The organism is Siphonobacter sp. SORGH_AS_0500, from assembly GCF_002838835.1.
Classification (GTDB): domain Bacteria; phylum Bacteroidota; class Bacteroidia; order Cytophagales; family Spirosomataceae; genus Siphonobacter.
Map to the genome: position 1 here is coordinate 47,893 of NZ_NHPP01000024.1, position 17,340 is coordinate 65,232.

The following is a 17,340-nucleotide window of genomic DNA, read 5'->3' on the forward strand; positions in this document are numbered from 1 at the left end:
GGCCGCGATGGGTTCCTCCGCCTAAACTTAACAGAATTATACCAAAACCAGTGAATAGGTTCATGGGTATATCATAATCAGAAAAAACGTTGGAATACTGGATTGGAATAGATATCGGAACCACGAACACCAAAGCCGTTGCTTTTGATGATTCAGGAGTGGTAAAAAGTCAGCATAATCAGGGGTATGAAATGATTCACCCGGAACCTGATTTTAGCGAAATGGACGCTGGGGTAATCTGGGAAGCTGTAGAGAATTGTTTACAAAAGGTTATCAAGGAACTGGATGCTCCCGTTCGGACGATCACGTTTTGTGCGGCCATGCATAGCCTGATGGCGGTAGATAAGGAGGGAAATCCGCTCACTAATCTGATCATCTGGGCGGATAATCGAGCTACGGAAGAAGCAGATTCTTTAGTCCATAGTGAAACAGGTAAACAAATTTACGAAGCCTGCGGAACGCCCCTCCATCCGATGATTCCGCTTTGTAAGTTAATGTGGTGGCAAAAACACGAGCCAAACCTGATTCAAACGGCCTTCAAATTTGTTGGAATCAAAGAATACATCTGGTATAAGCTCACGGGGGAATGGGTCATTGATTATTCCCTGGCCTCGGCTACGGCGATGTTTGATATCCATAAGCTTGTGTGGAACGAACTGGCTCTGAAGACCGCTGGCATCACGGCTGATAAGCTTTCCAAACCCGTTTCTACCTATTATTCCGTTTCGGAAATCAATCATGGGGTACTGGATTTATACGAATCATCCATCGAAAAAGTAAAAGATACGCAGTGGGTAATCGGAGCTTCGGATGGTTGCCTGGCTAATCTCGGAACAGGGGCCGTAACGCCCGGTCGGGTAGCCATTACCATCGGCACCAGCGGAGCCGTGCGGGTAAGTTCGAAAAAGCCCATTCTGGACAATCAGAAACGGACGTTCTGCTATTTACTGGATGAAGAGACGTATATCATTGGGGGAGGAACCAACTCCGGTGGAGTGGTTTTTCAATGGTTACGGGATGAATTTTTCCCGGGGCAGTCGGAAGATGAACTTACCGAGAAAGCATCGGAAATTCCCGTGGGCTCACTAGATTTAGTGTTCCTGCCGTACTTACTCGGTGAGCGGGCTCCGATCTGGAATGTTCACGCCAAAGGTAGTTTTTACGGGCTGACGCTTCAGCACACTTCAGCCCATTTCATTCGGGCCGTTCTGGAAGGTATTTGCCTGCATACGTATTCCATCGTTCGGATTCTGGAAGAACGGGAAGACGTGCATGAAATCTACGCTTCGGGTGGTTTTGCCAAGAGCGAACGCTGGGTGCAGATGCTGGCCGATGTGTGCGGAAAAACGGTTTGTTTGCCCGAAAGCGTAGAAGCTGGTGCCTGGGGGGCTGCCTTGATGGGCATGAAAGCCGCCGGATTTATTCAGGACCATCAGGAAAAGCTGAAAGGTCTGAAGGTGGATCGTTCGTTCAAGCCTAATCCAGAGAACGCGGCTCAATACCAGCAAATTTTTGAGCGATTCATGAAGCTGTACGAAGCGACTAAATCATTATAGATCAAGCTTCATGTAAACCACCTCAGCCAGGGGATTGAAAACGTAAGGTTCTGTGGGCTCGAATCCCAGTGATTGGTAAAGACGAATAGCGGAGGTTAATCGTTCCAGACTATCAAGTTTCATGGTCTGATAGCCCGCTTTTGTGGCGTAATGGATGACTTCCTCGGCCAGTTTTCGGCCCAATCCGGTGCCGCGTTGACTAGGATGGACGAACAAGCGTTTCATTTCGCAAATGCCGGATTCTTTTAGGGGTTTAAGGGCCACGCAACCCACCACCTGATCGTTTTCGTCCTCGGCCAGAATGACGCATCCAGCAGGAGAACCGTATAACTCAGGTAATATCTGTAACTCGTGCTCGAAATTCTGAAACGATAAATCTATACCCAAACCCAGAGCATACTGATTAAAAATAGATCGAATTTTTTCAACGTCTTCAGGGGAAAAAGGACTGTATCGAAGGGTTACCATTTATTGTCTTGGGTTTAGAGTTTTGAGTTTTTGATTCGTTTTTGTTTTATAAATCATTATTAGATTATATACAAAAGGCCAGCCTGAAACGTTTCAGGCTGGCCTTTTTATTACCGAAGAATTGACTACTCTACAACCAGATCTTCCATAATGATCTTGTCCAGGGTGACGGGTAATTCGTGGATGCGTTTGCCCGTGGCGTGGAAAATAGCGTTGACGATGGCCGGAGCTACGCCAACAACACCAATTTCGCCCAGGCCTTTAATGCCCATCGGATTTACGACATCATCATTTTCTTCGACGAAGATCACTTCCATCTCAGCCGGAATGTCTGCATTGACGGGAATATGATATTCGGCGTAGTTATGGTTCATAAATCGGCCAAAGTTTGAATCTACCTGGCTTTCTTCTTCCAGAGCCTTACTAATGCCCCAAACCATTCCTCCCAAGATCTGGCTACGGGCTGTCTTCGGATTGAGAATTTTACCGCCAGCGATAGCACTGACCATTCGACTCACCCGAACCGTTCCGAAATCTTCATCTACCCGAACTTCTACAAAAACGGCCGAGTGTGTGTTCCGGGCATAATCCATTTGCTTGAGCATGTTGGGTAAGGCTGTCGAAGTATCCTCCAGGTAGTTTTCACCCGCCTGCTTCAGAATATCGGAGTAGGAGATACAAATCTCAGGATCCGCTTTGAGGCGAATTTTTCCATCAGCAAATTCCAGATCTTCCTGCGGGCGGTCAGCCAAAGGAGCGTAACTGGTACGGGAAAGTAGCTTAAGTAACTTTTCCCGAATATTCTCGCAGGTAATCCGAACGGCATTTCCTACGGACGCTGCCGTCGCCGAACCGCCTTCCAGGTAGGCAAGGGGCAGGGACGAATCACCTAACTTGAAAGTCACTTGCTCCATGGGCATTCCAAGCGTTTCAGCTGCAATCTGCGTCATGATGGTATAAGTGCCGGTTCCAATATCGGAAGTTCCGCTGCTTACCGTCAGCTTTCCATCTGCCGATAAAAATGCCTTCGCTCGGGAGGGAACGAACATGGCATCCCACATACCCGTGGCCATGCCCCAGCCAATCAATGTTTTACCATCCCGCATGGATCGGGGTTCCGGGGTCCGCTTCGACCAACCGAACTTCTCGGCTCCCTGCTGGAAACAGGCTTTCAATTCCTTGCTTGAATAAGGCTTGCCCTGATTGGCGTCTTCTTCGGTGTAATTTTTTAAACGTAATTCCACCGGATCCATGCGGAGTTTATAAGCCAGTTCATCCATTGCACATTCGATGGCATACACTCCCGTTGCTGCTCCGGGAGCCCGCATATCCAGGGGCGTGTACAAATCACCCGCAATGAGCTTATAGTCGTAGGAAACGTTATCGCACTTATACATCGCTCCCGACCAGTCTACAATGGTCTCTGTATAATTTTCAAAACGGGACGTTTCAGAATAGGCCGCGTGATTCAGGGCCTGTAAGGTGCCATCCTGAGACGCTCCCAGTGACAATTTCTGTAGCGTTGCCGGGCGGTGGCCGAAGGAAAACATTTGCTGGCGGGTAAGGGTAACCCGTACCGAACGCTTTAATTCTAACGCAGCCAGCGTTGCCATAAATAGTTGATATTGGGGACGTAAGCCCGAGCCAAAAGCTCCACCCACAAAAGGAGAGACGATCCGAACCCGTTTCTTCGACAAACCAAAAATTCCGGTTACGTAATTCTGGCTGTTAAATACTCCCTGGGTTTTGTCGTAAATCGTTAGATGATCGTCAGCTTCGTAAATAACCGTCGAAGCATGCATTTCCATGGGATTGTGGTGTTCCGCTCCGTGGTAATAACTGGTCTCGAACCGGACGTCAGACTTCGCAAATTCCTTCGCAAAATTGCCTCGGTTTTTAGGTTTCTTATACCCCTGTTTTCCCTTACCGGGATCGAAAGCTTTATCGAGATGATCCCGAATTTCTACCTCAACCGGGCCTTCGGTTTCGTAGTCTACCTTAACCAGTGTAGCGGCATAACGAGCCAACTCAAACGTTTCAGCCACTACCAAAGCAATGGGTTGCTGACTGAATTTAATTTCCGGCCCGTTCAGAGGACGAAAGGGAGAGCCCGGCGGCGAGTCCTGGTCTTTATAACTTTTATCAAACCAGGCCAGACCTGAGACATTGTTATGCGTAAAAACCTGAATCACTCCCTCTAAAGCCAGGGCTTCAGAAGTATCGATAGCCGTTATTTTGCCTTTAGCAATGGTGCTGGAAACAACCACGCCATACGCCAGATCTTCGGTTTGAAATTCGGCGGCATACTTGGCTTGTCCCGTTACTTTGGCCCGACCGTCTACCCGACGCGTCGCCTGGCCGATATATTTATTACTCATGAAAGATGTACGTTTTCGGTGGCTTCAGATAAGGCTCGGATGATGGCTCGTTTGGCCAACTCAATCTTGAACGTGTTATGACCATACCCCTGGGCGTTTGCCAGGATTGTTTCCGCAACCTGTTCAAAATTCTCTTCTGTCGCTTTTTTGCCTTTCAGTAACGATTCAGCTCCCTGATCTCGCCAGGGTTTATGAGCCACGCCACCGAGAGCTATACGGGCATCAGTAATGGTATCTCCGTCCAGTTCCAGAGCAGCAGCTACCGACACTAAGGCAAAGGCATAGGACTGACGATCCCGGATTTTGATATACGTAAAGTGATCTTTGAATCCTTTTTCTGGTAACTCAATTCCCGTAATTAATTCATCGGACTCCAGGGTATTGTCTTTTTCTGGATGCATTTCCGGCAAGCGATGGAAATCGTTAAAGGCAATGGTTCGATCCCCATTGCGGCCACTGACGTGAACGGTTGCGTCCAGAGCTGCCAGAGCTACGCACATATCAGAAGGATGGGTAGCGATACATTCAGAACTAGTACCAAGAATGGCATGAATCCGATTGTATCCATTGATAGCTGAACAGCCCGAACCGGGTTCGCGTTTGTTACAGGGAGTAGCCGTATCATAGAAGTAATAACAGCGGGTGCGTTGCATGAGGTTACCTCCATTGGTAGCCATGTTCCGCAACTGAGGGGAAGCTCCGGCAAGAATGGCTTTTGCCAGTAGGGGGTAACGCTCTTCAATCAGTGGATGATATGCCGTTTCTGCATTAGTCATCATGGCTCCAAGTAGCAGGCCACCGGATTCCGTTTCTTCGATTTCATGAAAAGGCAGATGGTTCACATCAATGAGCAACTGCGAATGCATGACGTTTTCCTTCATCAAATCAATCAGATTCGTACCCCCACCAATGTAGTGAGCACGTTCCGTTTTTTCATTCAGGGCGGTATCTACGCCATAAGCTCGTGTGTAGGCAAATGGATTCATTAGGCATTCCTCCCTTCTTTATTAATCACTTCCTCAATGGCGTCCACAATGTTAGTATAAGCACCGCAGCGGCAGAGATTACCGCTCATCAATTCCCGAATTTCGCTGGCGTTGTGAGCTTTGCCTTCATTCATTAATCCTACGGCTGAACAGATTTGTCCGGGCGTGCAATAGCCGCACTGAAAGGCATCATGTTCAATAAAAGCTTCCTGAAGCGGATGAAGTTCGTTTCCCTTTGAAAGGCCTTCAATCGTCTGAATTTCATTGCCTTCCTGCATGACAGCCAGGGTAAGACAGGAGTTAATGCGTTTCCCATTCACCAGCACCGTACAGGCTCCGCACTGACCGTGGTCGCAACCTTTTTTCGTTCCGGTCATATCCAGATGTTCCCGCAGGGCATCGAGTAGAGTAGTCCAGGGAGCAATGGAAATGCGTTTTTCTGATCCATTAATTTTTAAAGTAATGGAGCTCGTTGACGAAACCCCGGTCCGGGGCTCGGTATCAATGACTAGGGACATAGCTTTAAGGTTTCGTTGGATAATGATTAAATACCTTCGGGTAAAACTATGTTCCAGTAGATTATTTTCGGAAACGCGGCAATGGATACCCCAGCACCAGAAGAATTTAGCTCAGGAAAGAGAAGAAACTAAAATTCTGAGGAATTTTCTCGGCTGATGATTCGCACGGAATTCACCAGCGAAACCAATACGACAGCAGTAAGGATAAGAATAATGAACATCATGGCCTCTATCATTTTTAATAGGGGCAAAAAAATCATTCCTGATGGTCAGGAATGATTTGTAGGAATCAGATGTAAGTTCTTTTAATTAGTTAATAATAGATGGTTCGTCAGTAAAATGCTGAACAGCAATTTATTAACTAACAATTATTTATAGAGTAACCGAGCTAGGGTAACTTGGCCGTTAATGACCAGAATTCAAAAACCAGGCTCCAGATTTTTTTGAAATCGTCGTAATTCTGGGGTTTGCCCAGGAAAGAATTGGCACCAGCGATGTAAGCCTGATTAACTAATTTCGGATCATCATTGGCGGACATCATCACAATGGGTAAATGCTTCCATTGCGGGGAGCCCTTTAGCCGGGACATTACTTCGAGACCTGTCAGGTAAGGAAGTTCATAATCGAGAAGCATCAAAGCAGGCTTTACTGGCGAATTTTCAAGAATTTCCATGGCCTTGAGTCCATCTTCAGCAAAAAGAATATTACAGCTTTGGTTACTTTTTTGATAACTCCATTCCAAAAGAAAACGGTGATCGGCGTTATCTTCTACAACCAGAAAGAGCGGTTTGGGCTTCATGATTGTTAGTTATTGGTAGTTGGGAATGATGTCCCGTAGTTAGTTTCGTATAAGAGAGCAAACATAGACATAAAAATCTAGCTTGCAATAAAAGAAGTGCTGGAGATCGGTAGTTTGGCGGTACTAGTCCAGAAATGGTACAACGAGTCCCATACCTTGGAAAGCTTATTAAAATTATCTGGTTTTATCAGATAAGAATTAGCTCCCATGTGGTAGGCCGCGTCAATAGTCTTGGAGTTGCTGGAAGTAGTCAGAATCACAATCGGCATAACCCGGTAGCGTTCAGAAACTTTCAGTTTTTGAAGTAACTCCAACCCATTCATGCCGGGCATATTGATATCGAGGAGTAATAAAGAGGGTTGAACAGCGGATTTATCCAGAATGTCCAGAGCCTGTTGACCACTTTCTGCAAAAACAAGATCACAGTTATAAGTCCCTTCGTTATAAGCCATCCCCAGTAAATCCCGATCGTCCTGATCATCATCTACTACTAAAAAAAGAGGCTTGTTATTCATAGTGAGCATAAGATTTGTGAAAAAGCATCAGGAGTCTGATTCACTGGTTTGCACTTGATTTAGCAAAAAAGCTTGAGACATCATGCACAACAACCTTACCTGAACTATGGCGGAAGCGTATAATATCGCTATAATCAGCAATACATTAAAGAAGCATAGCCAAAGGTATCGAATTGACAATGACTAAACTAATTATATATTAATTATAAATAAAATTCTAAACTATAGGAAGGGATTGATTGAAAAAAGTGAAGACAGGATCGTTTGTAATTCTTAACTACTTTTAGGCTTGAAAAGGTTCATATTCGATCTCGGATTCCTGGAAATATGCTGAGTATTAAAGAAATTTACCTACTTAGACCCCAATTACTCAACCTGGTGAGTTAAAAATGAAAGTAAACAAAGTCACTGCTCATGCATAGTTGAGTATTCACACACTAAACCTATTTCTGCGTTTTTTCCAAATTGTAAAGCTATATGCTGATTAAAAATGATCCTAAAGTAATTCGGGCCTGGTGCTTTTACGACTGGGCCAACTCCGTGCATGCACTCGTCATTGTAACCGCCATTTTTCCCATTTACTTTGGAGCTACTGCCGTTACCAAAGATCCTGATCTGGTTAATTTCTGGGGTTTCGAATTTCAAAATTCGGTGGTCTTTTCCTACGCAGTCTCGGCTGCATTTCTCATCATTGCCCTGACAAGTCCTTTATTTTCAGCGATTGCCGACTATTCTGGTCGCAAAAAGCTTTTCATGAAGTTCTTCTGTTACCTGGGAGCCATCAACTGTGCCCTGCTTTTTTTCTTCACTAAAGAGAATTACATCAGCTCTACATTTTACTTTATTTTTTCGCTGGTGGGCTGGGCCGGAAGCATCGTCTTTTACAACTCTTTCTTACCCGAAATAGTAACCGAAGACCGCTACGATGCGGTTAGTGCCCGGGGTTTTTCGATGGGTTATGTGGGGAGTGTAATTCTGTTAATTTTCAACTTAACTATGGTCTTGAAACCAGAATGGTACGGCATCACTGACGATAGCCTGCCTCCCCGCATTGCTTTTCTTTCCGTCGGAATCTGGTGGGCAGGCTTTGCTCAGTACACGTTTGCGAATCTGCCCGAAATAGCTTCTGAGAAAAAGGCTGAAGGGAACTGGCTTTTTAATGGCTTTCGTCAGCTAAAGCATGTCATGGGCCAGCTTCAGAATATGCCCATTCTGAAACGTTTTCTGATGGCTTATTTTTGCTACAACATGGGCGTTCAGACGGTGATGTATCTAGCTACCTTGTTCGGCGACAAAGAGTTACATCTCGATTCTGGGTCACTTATTGCGGTATTACTGGTCATTCAGCTGGTTGCTATTCTGGGGGCCTGGCTGTTTGCCAAATGCTCGGCAAAACTGGGTAACTTCAAGGCCTTAATCATCGCTGTGGTCATCTGGATTGGCATTTGCTGGGGGCTTTCTTCGTCCAAACGGGCAGTCAGTTTTACGTATTAGCCTTTATTGTAGGATTGGTGATGGGAGGTATCCAGGCCTTATCCCGATCCACTTACGCGAAGCTATTACCGGTTAATACCAACGATACGGCTTCGTTTTTCAGTTTCTACGACGTTTGTGATAAAATTTCTACGGTCATCGGCACCTTCGCCTTTGGCGTCGTTATTCAGCTAACTGGCTCTATGCGATACAGTGTGCTGGTTATCGCTGCCGTTTTTGTCGTGGGTTTAATCGTATTGATGCGAATTATTACCTTACAGAAGCAGAAAAAAGCCTTTATTTCACTTTAATGTATTACTTTTGCGACTCAAAACGCTGTTGGAACATTAGCTCAGTTGGTTTAGAGTATTACCTTGACAGGGTAGGGGTCGTGGGTTCGAATCCCTCATGTTCCACAAAAAGAAAAGTCCTCTCGGTGCAAACGGAGAGGACTTTTTCTTTGGTAACGCTCTATCAAATCCGTCCAAAAACGGATGATCAGTGTATGGTTTTTAGCTAGCTTTCGAAGGCGGTAACTGCACGGTGCGAGTCCAGAAATGGTAAACGGCATCCCAGATTTTATGTAAATCCCGAAAGCTATTAGGCTTAACAATGTAAGAATTGGCTCCCATGGAATAAGCCTGCGAAATCGTTTCAGAACGAGAGGTAGTGCTGAGCATAAGAACCGGCATCTTTCTCCAATCGGAAGAAGACTTTATTTTTTCCAGTAAATCCAGTCCCCCCATTCGCGGCATATTAATATCAAGCAAAGCAATGCTTGGTAAGGTGTGTAACTGTTGTAATAATTCAATGGCCTGGTGACCATCTTCTGCAAAAACTAATTCACAATCGTAGTCCCCTTCTTCATACGCCAGCTTTAATAAATCTCGATCGTCCTCATCATCTTCAACAATTAAAAACAAGGGCTTAATGAACATGCGGTGGCTATTAAAATAGTGGAAAGAATTTTAGTGAAATACTTGTACTGAATCTAAATGGATGAGGAAACAATCCGATCGATGAATGAAGCTCCAAAGGTAACAATTTACTACTAAATAGTATAATAAAAATTGATTAATTGTTAAGTCGTTATTGATTTGTGAGGGACTTGTGTAGCCTTGATAAACCATTTTTTTACACAATTGATAAAAAACTTTATAACATATCTTCTTTCCCGAAGCCCTAATGGAATCAGGCATAATTACACAATAACCCTTCTAAGGTATTAGCAGATAAGGACTTATCTAAACCAATAAAAATGGAGGCAAACGAATGAATGAAAAGGGAGTCGTTTACGGATAAAAACCAGAATTGACGCAGAGATCAAACAGAATCGAAACTTGTTAGTTTACCATAAAAATAAGATATATACAGATTTGTCTTCAACTGTATTACGTGAGTAATGCCAGCCGAAAAAAGAACCGAGTAATAGTATGAGTAAGGATCGAACCGAATGGCTGGCCCGGCTAGCTCCCCAGGCAAACTGGGACTGGAATTTGAAGACTGATCAGTGGTGGAATAATGATGATTTTGAAGCGAATTTTGGTTCTTTACCTCTGGAAGAAGGGCAATCGCTGAAAAAATATATTCAAAACAGAATTCATCCTGAAGATGTCTTTAATGTTCGATCAGAGCTAAAAAAAGCATTTAAAAGTAACCAGGATGTCTGGTCGGAAGAGTTTCGTTTACTACTGCCGAACCAAACCTGGGCTTATGTGCGGGCCAAAGCCTATTTGGTGAGAGAAGAAGGAGGTGTGGGTCGCATGGTTGGTACGCTGGAGGATTTGACAGAGACTAAGGGTTTAAAGGAAGAGTACCAACAGTATAAAGAATACATCAGTCTGGCTCTACTTTCTGCGGGCGTTGGGATATGGAGCATGTCTCTCAAAAATCGCATGATTACCTGGGACGCTCAATGCCAAAAATTATTTCATTCGGCTGATTCTTCGTTGTTATTAGATGATTTCCTTTCCCACGTGCACCCGGAGGACCTCTCTGTACTGAAAGCGGGAATAGAGAACCCGCAAAAAGCCGGTACAGCCGATGCCGCCAGCATCGATTTTCGCTACGTATTGCCCAATCAGACGTTACACATTCGGCTGATTGGGAAGGCTTATTATAGTCCCGAGGGAATTATCGATTATTTCACGGGTGCTGTGCGGGACATTACCGAAGACAAACGAAAAGAATCCGCTCTGAAAAATGTGGAAAAGCAGTTTCAGGCGGCCTTCGACTATGCCCTGCTCGGTATTGTTATTGCAGATACGGATGGTAATTTTCTTCTGGTCAACAAAGCTTTTACTGAGCTGACCGGTTACGCCGCCGATGAATTGTATCAGGGGAATTATAAACTCATTACTTATCCCGAAGACCTTAACCATCGGCCCTGGGTTAATAGCCTGATTACGGGGAAAGAAACTACATTTACGCAACAAAAACGATACATTCGGAAAGATGGCAAAGTGATCTGGGTTGTTTTACATACCACACTGATCCTGGGGGATGAGCCCAAAGAAAGCCGATTTTTCTCGATTATCCAGGACGTTACAGAAGAAGTATCGGCCCGAGATCAACAGAAACGTTTACTGGCTTTAGTTGAAAATAGCTCGGAATTCATGGCGATTTTTACGCTACATGGTGATCTGACCTACATTAATCAGGCGGGGCAAAAACTGGCCGGGATTGAAGCTGAAGATTTAATACTAAGCCGCAGAATTTCTGAGTTTTTTTCGACCGAGGAATATCAGTCTTTTGAAAAAACCGTTTTGCCCGCTATGGTCATAGAAGGGTACTGGGGGGGTGAAATTCAGATTCGGCACTTCAAAACGGGTGAAATTATTCCGGTTTACGCCAACGGTATTCTTATTCGGGATGAGTCTAACAATGAACCCATCGCAAGAGGGTTTATGCTGCGGGACCTGCGAAAAGAAATCCTGACCCAGCAGGCTTTAAGTGAAAGCGAAAGTCGTTTTCGAAACCTCGTCGGACAGGCTCCGGTGGCCATTGGCCTTTTAAAAGGCTGGGATATGGTCATAGAAACCGCTAATGAATCCATTCTGAACCTGTGGGGGAAAGATGAGAAGATCATTGGTATGCCCCTAATGGACGCATTACCTGAGTTAAGAGGACAGGGATTTCTGGAGCTTTTACGGGACGTATATCGAACGGGTAAGCCTTTTTACGGATACGAAATCTTGACGCAGGTCATTCGTAATGGGCAAAAAGTAGCCTGTTACTTTAACTTCGTTTATGCAGCTGTACGTGATTCCGATGAACAAATCATAGGCGTAAGTATTGTAGCTACCGAAGTTACCGATCAGATTAAATCAAAGAAAGAGTTACAGTTTAGCGAAGAGCGTTTCCGTAGTTTTATTGTCAATTCGCCTACGCCTATTGCCATTTACGAAGGAACTGAAATGAGAATTCGCATGGCTAATCAGGCCGTGCTGGATACCTGGGGCCGGGATGCTTCCGTGATTGGGAAAACCTTTCGGGAAGTATTGCCAGAACTCGATTCTCAGGAATTTTACAAATTACTCGATCAGGTATATCAGACGGGAGTGCCGTATGTCGCTACGGAAGATCGGGTGGATCTGATGATTGGCGGCAAACTCCAAACCCATTATTTCAGCTTTGTGTATAAAGCACTTCGGAATTCGAACGGGGTAATTTATGGAGTTATGAATACGGCTACCGACGTTACGGCTCTGGTAAATGCCAAACAGCAGTTACAGGATGCTGAACAAAACCTCCGGTCCGCCATTGCTCTGGCCGAGTTAGGAACCTGGAGCCGCCATTTGGTGACGGATACCCTCACGTATTCGGATCGGGTTTCAGACTGGTTTGGTTTTGAAAATTCCAGCCATGGCTTTTCTGCTTTCATGTCAGCCGTACATCCAGAAGATCGTGAACGGGTTTCTGGCGTGATCAAGCAGGTCTTAACCCCTGGAATGAAAGATCATTACTCCATTGAATTTCGGGTAATTCATCTGAAAACAGGTGAAGAAAGAAGCGTTCAGGCTCAGGGGAAAGTTTCTTACGATCAGCAGGGAAAACCGTATTTGCTAAGTGGAACTGTTCGGGACGTCACCGCTGAAAAACGCACGGCAAAAGAGCTGGAACGGTTGGTGAGCATCCGAACGATGGAATTGCAGAAAGCCAACGAGTTATTGCAGGCCTCTAATCAGGAACTGGAGCAATACGCTTACGTAGCTTCCCATGATTTACAGGAGCCGTTGCGTAAAATCCGAATGTTTTCGGGGATTATTCAGGAAATGCCCCAACTGCCAGAAGCAGCCCGGACTTCGCTGGCAAAGGTTGTTAATTCTTCCGAACGAATGACCTTATTAATCAAAGATCTGCTGGAATTCTCCCGCTTGCTAAAGTCCGATCGGGTTTATACGATGACCGATCTCAATGAGGTAATTCGAAATGTGATTAGTGATTTTGAATTATCGATTCAGGAAAAAGCGGCCCGCATTCAAGTAGATCGTCTGCCTCAGATCGAAGCCGTTTCGTTACAGATGAACCAACTGTTTTATAATCTGATCAGTAATGCCCTCAAGTTTACCAGACCCGGTGAAACGCCCCAGGTAATCATTGCCTGCCGGGTGATGTCTGCGGAAGAGGTAAAACAGCAAGGCTTGATTTTTAAAGAGGAGCGGTATTATGATGTGACGGTTAGTGACAATGGGATTGGCTTTCAGGCTCAATACAAAGAACAGATTTTTGAAGTATTCAAACGACTTCACACCCGCGAGACGTACCCCGGAACGGGTGTAGGGCTGGCCTTGTGTAAAAAAATCGCCATTAATCACGGCGGGGTGTTATGGGCAGAATCTGAGGAGGGCAAGGGATCGGTGTTTCATATCATACTTCCTGAAAAACAGATTATTAAGTCAGACCATGTGCCTTATGAACTTCAATGAAACGGCCCTTTTTAGAATAAAAAAGGCTAGTGGCATTGATTTTTCTACTATAGTCTGTATCATATAAAAACCGTATAGCTATGGAAAATTCAGAAAATATTCAAAATGATCAGAAACCACATCAGCAAAATCCATCCCTGTCGGATGACTCAGCAACGTATGATCGTTCTCAACCCGTAGAAGTAGAAAATGAGGGGGAACGTCCGAAGAAAGAACCGCTGGGCGGATTGGAAGTAATTCCACATGATCCCAACGTTTCTTATACATCCAGCGACGAAGAAGCTGATATTATTCGGGAAGAAAAAGCGAAGAATCATCAATAAAAACGAGAGCCCTACTGATCATCAGTAGGGCTCTTTTGTTAACTAGGGCGTAACCACGGACCGTTCCTGCATTTGTAGCATCTTGGGTGGTACTACTTTCTGAATTTCATCGGAGAGAGCCGCTACGATCTTTTCTTTCAGGTAATTGCGATTGGTAACCAGCCCAATTTCTCGTACCGGAGCCGGCGTTTTGAAATAACGAATCAGTTCTACCTGATCTTCATCAAAATCCTGCGTGGCTAATTCGGGTAAGATCGTGAGTCCGCCCGAGGTATTAACCATTTTTTCAGCGTCTCCAAACTACCCGCTTTATACTCAAACTGATGCAATTGAGCCGCTTGCCGGGTTAACTGACACAGATTCTCAATTTGCGAACGTAAGCAATGGCCCTCTTCGAGTAACCATAACTCGTTCGGGTCCAGCTCTTCGGGCAGGGCGTATTTCTTCTTGAATAAGGCATTCGCAGGAGAAACGTACACGAGTAACTCTTCGTAGAAAAGAGGATACTCCTTCAGTAAATCATCCTGTGAAGGCGTCGCCATCAGGCCAATGTCTAATTGCCCATTCTTCAGTTTTTCGATGATACTTTCAGTAGTCTGTTCCGTAATTTTCAGACGTATATCTTTATAAGTATCCAGAAAATTTTTCAGAAATAAAGGAACCAGATAGGGAGCCACCGTTGGAATAACACCCAAACGGATCTCGCCCGAAAGCTCATTCTTCCGTTCATCCACAATGGCCTTCAGTTTCTCGCAGGACTGTAAAACCTGTCGGGCCTGCTGAACAATTAGTAAGCCAATCTCCGTAGGTTGAGTAGGCTGCTTTTTCCGATCTAATAATTGTACCTCGAGTTCGTCTTCCAGTTTCTGAATTTGCATACTCAAGGAAGGCTGCGTAACGGAGCAGGCTTCGGCGGCTTTTCCGAAATGACCGTAGTCCGTAATGGCCACTAAATATTCAAGCTGAGTGATGGTCATTAGAAAAACTTATTCTTTCTTAAGAATAATTGATTTGTTCGATGAAGCAAAGTTGGCTTGTTTTGCAACGCAAACCAAATAAAACATTTCTAAGAGCGATGGTAATCAGTTCCTGGAAATGAAAACAAAAATAGTATTATTTTTATAATTATTTGGTTTTAAAGGTTATTGAATTTCAATTAAAAATAAAATCTTCTTCCCATGGCAAATGGTATACTGGGCTTAGGTGCCCAATTCCCTGAATTCAAAAAAACGTCTGTAGTTTCCCTTGAAAAAGGTAATGAATTCTACGACATCACGAACGAAGATCATAAAAACGCTGGCAAATGGATGGTAATGTTCTGGTGGCCAAAAGATTTCACATTCGTATGTCCAACGGAAATTGCTGCATTTAACCAAAAATTTGCTGATTTCTCTGACCGTGATGCCATCCTGATCGGTGCTTCTACGGATAGCGAATTCGTTCACGCAGCTTGGCGTCGTAACCACGATGACCTTCGTGACCTGAAATTCCCAATGCTGGCGGATACTTCAAAATCTTTAGCTGAAGAGCTAGGTATCTTAACGGCTGATGAGAAAGTAGCTTACCGTGTTACGTATATCGTCGATCCTCAAGGTATCGTTCGTTGGGTAGCTGCCAACGACCTGAGCGTAGGCCGTAACGTTGACGAAGTTCTTCGTGTACTAGATGCTCTTCAGACGGACGAACTTTGCCCTTGCAACTGGGTAAAAGGTGAAGAAACCCTGAATGCATAAGTGAGATATTCATTCTCCCATTGATACCATAACCCTGATGAGGAATCGTCAGGGTTATTTTCTAAACAGGTCGCCAAAGGCGTTACTACCTGAGTTGTATTTCATTTATTTATCCTTCCCAAAACATATTCTCTCATGTTTGGCATTGCTTCAGAAACCAAAAAAAATCTGCTCTCCGAAATCAAACTTCCCGAAACATTCGAAAGTTTCTGGATTGACCGTTTAAATGCAACTGATCACCGTTACCTGAAAGATCTTCGCATTAACGTTCAGAACGTTCTGAAATCGCAGAATATCAATAAAAAAGAAGCTTACCTGATGGCTTTAGGTGTAGCGATTAACGAGAAAAGTGTTCCAGCAGTCCTTGAGGCGATTGAATCAGCCGCGAAAGCCGAAGGTGCCGAAGAGAAAGAAATTCAGGAAGTAGCCGCCTGCGTTTCTCTGATGAACGCGAATAACGTGTTCTACCGCTTCCGTCACTTCATGGATTCGGAGACGTATAACAATATGCCCGCTGGGATCAAGATGAGCATCATGATGAATCCAGTGTTAGGCAAAGAATATTTTGAGCTATTAAGCCTGGCGATTTCTGCCATTAATGGTTGTGAAATGTGCGTTACTTCACACGAAGCCAGCGTTCGTCAGCATGGTGCGTCTCAGGCTCGTGTATTCGACGCAATTCGTCTGGCCGCCATTTTCAAAAGCTTCCTGACTTTATTATAAGCTATTAAGGTTACTTATTCAGAAAAGCCGGACTTGCGTAAAGTCCGGCTTTTTTATGGTTGGTAAGTGAAGTTCTTGTAAGAGACGGTCTAAAAATAAGAGTTTAATAAAAATTGCTTCCCCGGATTTCATTAGGGGCTATTCAGCCGGGGTCTATCCAGCCTGGGGCCATCCAGACCTGGGCTACTCATATTAAATCCCGTTAGGGTTATTGATCAACATTGTTAAAATAAGTTTACGACAAATAACCCCGGAGGGGTTCAATGCGAATAGCCCCGGATGAAATCCGGGGACAATCTGCAGAATGCATCATTACTTGATCCTCAGCATCTGTCATTCAGAGCGAATCGAAGAATCTTATAACCTTTATCAAGCTTGTTGGGCCATTTGGTAACTTAACTAAGCCCGTCCTATTCCACAGAAGGTCTCTCCCTGCGTTCGAGAGGTCAGAGGGAGGGTTGCTATTTACCCGCAGTCGCTCGGCTAGAGCCAAGCGACTGCGAAGAGTTAGAAGAAAGATTGTGCAGGTTTATCTATCTAATATAATTTAAGCGGCCCGCCTATAGTCATCGACGCACCCTTTATGGAAACTGAAACCTCCTTAGCCATTTCATTTTTTTGTTTAGGGAAAACTGGCGTTGCAGCATCCTTGCTACAAGAAGCAAGTGATAAGGTGGATGTGATAAGGATATAAGTAAGCTTCTTCATGATATTTGAAAGATTTAAGATGACTGAATGTTTGCATACTAGGCATCTGCAACTATAAACTTAAATAAGCTTTACCCTAGACAATATAGATAATAAATATGGCAACAGGTTAAATGTTAGGAAAACCTAAAGTATTTGGATTTTGAAGTGCCAATTCCCGCAGCACTGGCTCTAGCCGAGCGACTGCGGGAGGACTGTGAGGTAGTAAACGGAGTTAAACCTAAATTGGTTT

The 17,340-nt window shown here is 44.5% G+C and carries 16 protein-coding genes and 1 tRNA gene; 8 read left to right on the forward strand and 9 right to left on the reverse strand.

Annotation, left to right across the window (positions count from 1 at the left end):
* Positions 1–89 precede the first annotated feature (89 nt).
* On the forward strand, positions 90–1,556 hold the full coding sequence (locus tag BWI96_RS20030) for a gluconokinase (RefSeq protein WP_106638289.1): 1,467 nt from the start codon (positions 90–92) through the stop codon (positions 1,554–1,556).
* Here BWI96_RS20030 and BWI96_RS20035 read toward each other — a convergent pair.
* From BWI96_RS20035 to BWI96_RS20060, 6 genes are all read right to left on the reverse strand, one after another.
* Positions 1,551–2,024, reverse strand: a complete 474-nt coding sequence (locus tag BWI96_RS20035; RefSeq protein WP_106638290.1) for a GNAT family N-acetyltransferase — start codon at positions 2,022–2,024, stop codon at positions 1,551–1,553. The two genes, BWI96_RS20030 and BWI96_RS20035, sit on opposite strands and share 6 nt — an antisense overlap.
* 125 nt (positions 2,025–2,149) lie before the next feature.
* Positions 2,150–4,402: a xanthine dehydrogenase family protein molybdopterin-binding subunit gene (locus BWI96_RS20040; protein ID WP_106638291.1), complete on the reverse strand. Its 2,253-nt coding sequence runs from the start codon at positions 4,400–4,402 to the stop codon at positions 2,150–2,152.
* Positions 4,399–5,388 (reverse strand): xanthine dehydrogenase family protein subunit M, encoded by a 990-nt coding sequence (locus BWI96_RS20045; protein ID WP_106638292.1) that lies wholly within the window; start codon positions 5,386–5,388, stop codon positions 4,399–4,401. The genes BWI96_RS20040 and BWI96_RS20045 overlap by 4 nt, the downstream gene beginning before the upstream one ends.
* Positions 5,388–5,906, reverse strand: coding sequence for a (2Fe-2S)-binding protein (locus BWI96_RS20050; RefSeq protein ID WP_106638293.1), 519 nt, complete (start codon positions 5,904–5,906; stop codon positions 5,388–5,390). The genes BWI96_RS20045 and BWI96_RS20050 overlap by 1 nt, the downstream gene beginning before the upstream one ends.
* A 388-nt stretch (positions 5,907–6,294) precedes the next feature.
* Positions 6,295–6,705: a response regulator gene (locus tag BWI96_RS20055; RefSeq protein ID WP_106638294.1), complete on the reverse strand. Its 411-nt coding sequence runs from the start codon at positions 6,703–6,705 to the stop codon at positions 6,295–6,297.
* A 77-nt stretch (positions 6,706–6,782) separates the two neighbouring features.
* The gene (locus tag BWI96_RS20060; protein WP_157830462.1) at positions 6,783–7,220 is read right to left on the reverse strand and encodes a response regulator; all 438 of its coding nucleotides are present in this window, start codon (positions 7,218–7,220) and stop codon (positions 6,783–6,785) included.
* A 477-nt stretch (positions 7,221–7,697) separates the two neighbouring features.
* On the opposite strand from BWI96_RS20060, the gene BWI96_RS20065 reads away from it, so the two are divergent.
* The 3 genes from BWI96_RS20065 (at position 7,698) to BWI96_RS20070 (ending at position 9,109) form a co-directional block, all read left to right on the forward strand.
* Positions 7,698–8,714, forward strand: coding sequence for an MFS transporter (locus tag BWI96_RS20065; protein WP_369804235.1), 1,017 nt, complete (start codon positions 7,698–7,700; stop codon positions 8,712–8,714).
* Entirely contained in the window at positions 8,666–9,004 is a 339-nt protein-coding gene (locus BWI96_RS23495; RefSeq protein ID WP_369804237.1) for an MFS transporter, read from the forward strand. The genes BWI96_RS20065 and BWI96_RS23495 overlap by 49 nt, the downstream gene beginning before the upstream one ends.
* A gap of 30 nt (positions 9,005–9,034) precedes the next feature.
* Positions 9,035–9,109: transfer RNA gene (locus tag BWI96_RS20070), tRNA-Val, on the forward strand.
* A gap of 96 nt (positions 9,110–9,205) precedes the next feature.
* On the opposite strand, the gene BWI96_RS20075 is transcribed toward BWI96_RS20070, so the two are convergent.
* Entirely contained in the window at positions 9,206–9,616 is a 411-nt protein-coding gene (locus tag BWI96_RS20075; protein WP_198555323.1) for a response regulator, read from the reverse strand.
* A 510-nt stretch (positions 9,617–10,126) separates the two neighbouring features.
* On the opposite strand from BWI96_RS20075, the gene BWI96_RS20080 reads away from it, so the two are divergent.
* Entirely contained in the window at positions 10,127–13,621 is a 3,495-nt protein-coding gene (locus BWI96_RS20080; protein ID WP_106638297.1) for a PAS domain S-box protein, read from the forward strand.
* Positions 13,622–13,701: 80 nt separating this feature from the next.
* A complete protein-coding gene (locus BWI96_RS20085; RefSeq protein ID WP_106638298.1) occupies positions 13,702–13,944 on the forward strand; it encodes a hypothetical protein in 243 nt (80 codons plus the stop codon).
* 42 nt (positions 13,945–13,986) lie between these two features.
* Here the strand turns inward: BWI96_RS20085 and BWI96_RS22645 are convergent, their stop codons facing one another.
* Together BWI96_RS22645 and BWI96_RS20090 are read right to left on the reverse strand one after the other, a co-directional pair.
* Positions 13,987–14,226: a hypothetical protein gene (locus tag BWI96_RS22645; protein ID WP_232793830.1), complete on the reverse strand. Its 240-nt coding sequence runs from the start codon at positions 14,224–14,226 to the stop codon at positions 13,987–13,989.
* The gene (locus BWI96_RS20090; RefSeq protein WP_232793831.1) at positions 14,184–14,921 is read right to left on the reverse strand and encodes a LysR substrate-binding domain-containing protein; all 738 of its coding nucleotides are present in this window, start codon (positions 14,919–14,921) and stop codon (positions 14,184–14,186) included. Before BWI96_RS20090 ends, BWI96_RS22645 begins: the two co-directional genes overlap by 43 nt.
* A 201-nt stretch (positions 14,922–15,122) precedes the next feature.
* On the opposite strand from BWI96_RS20090, the gene BWI96_RS20095 reads away from it, so the two are divergent.
* Positions 15,123–15,677: a peroxiredoxin gene (locus BWI96_RS20095; protein WP_106638299.1), complete on the forward strand. Its 555-nt coding sequence runs from the start codon at positions 15,123–15,125 to the stop codon at positions 15,675–15,677.
* Positions 15,678–15,812: 135 nt separating this feature from the next.
* Positions 15,813–16,400 carry a carboxymuconolactone decarboxylase family protein gene (locus BWI96_RS20100; protein ID WP_106638300.1) on the forward strand — a complete coding sequence of 196 codons (588 nt, stop codon included), beginning with the start codon at positions 15,813–15,815 and terminating at the stop codon, positions 16,398–16,400.
* The last annotated feature ends 940 nt before the right edge of the window (positions 16,401–17,340 follow it).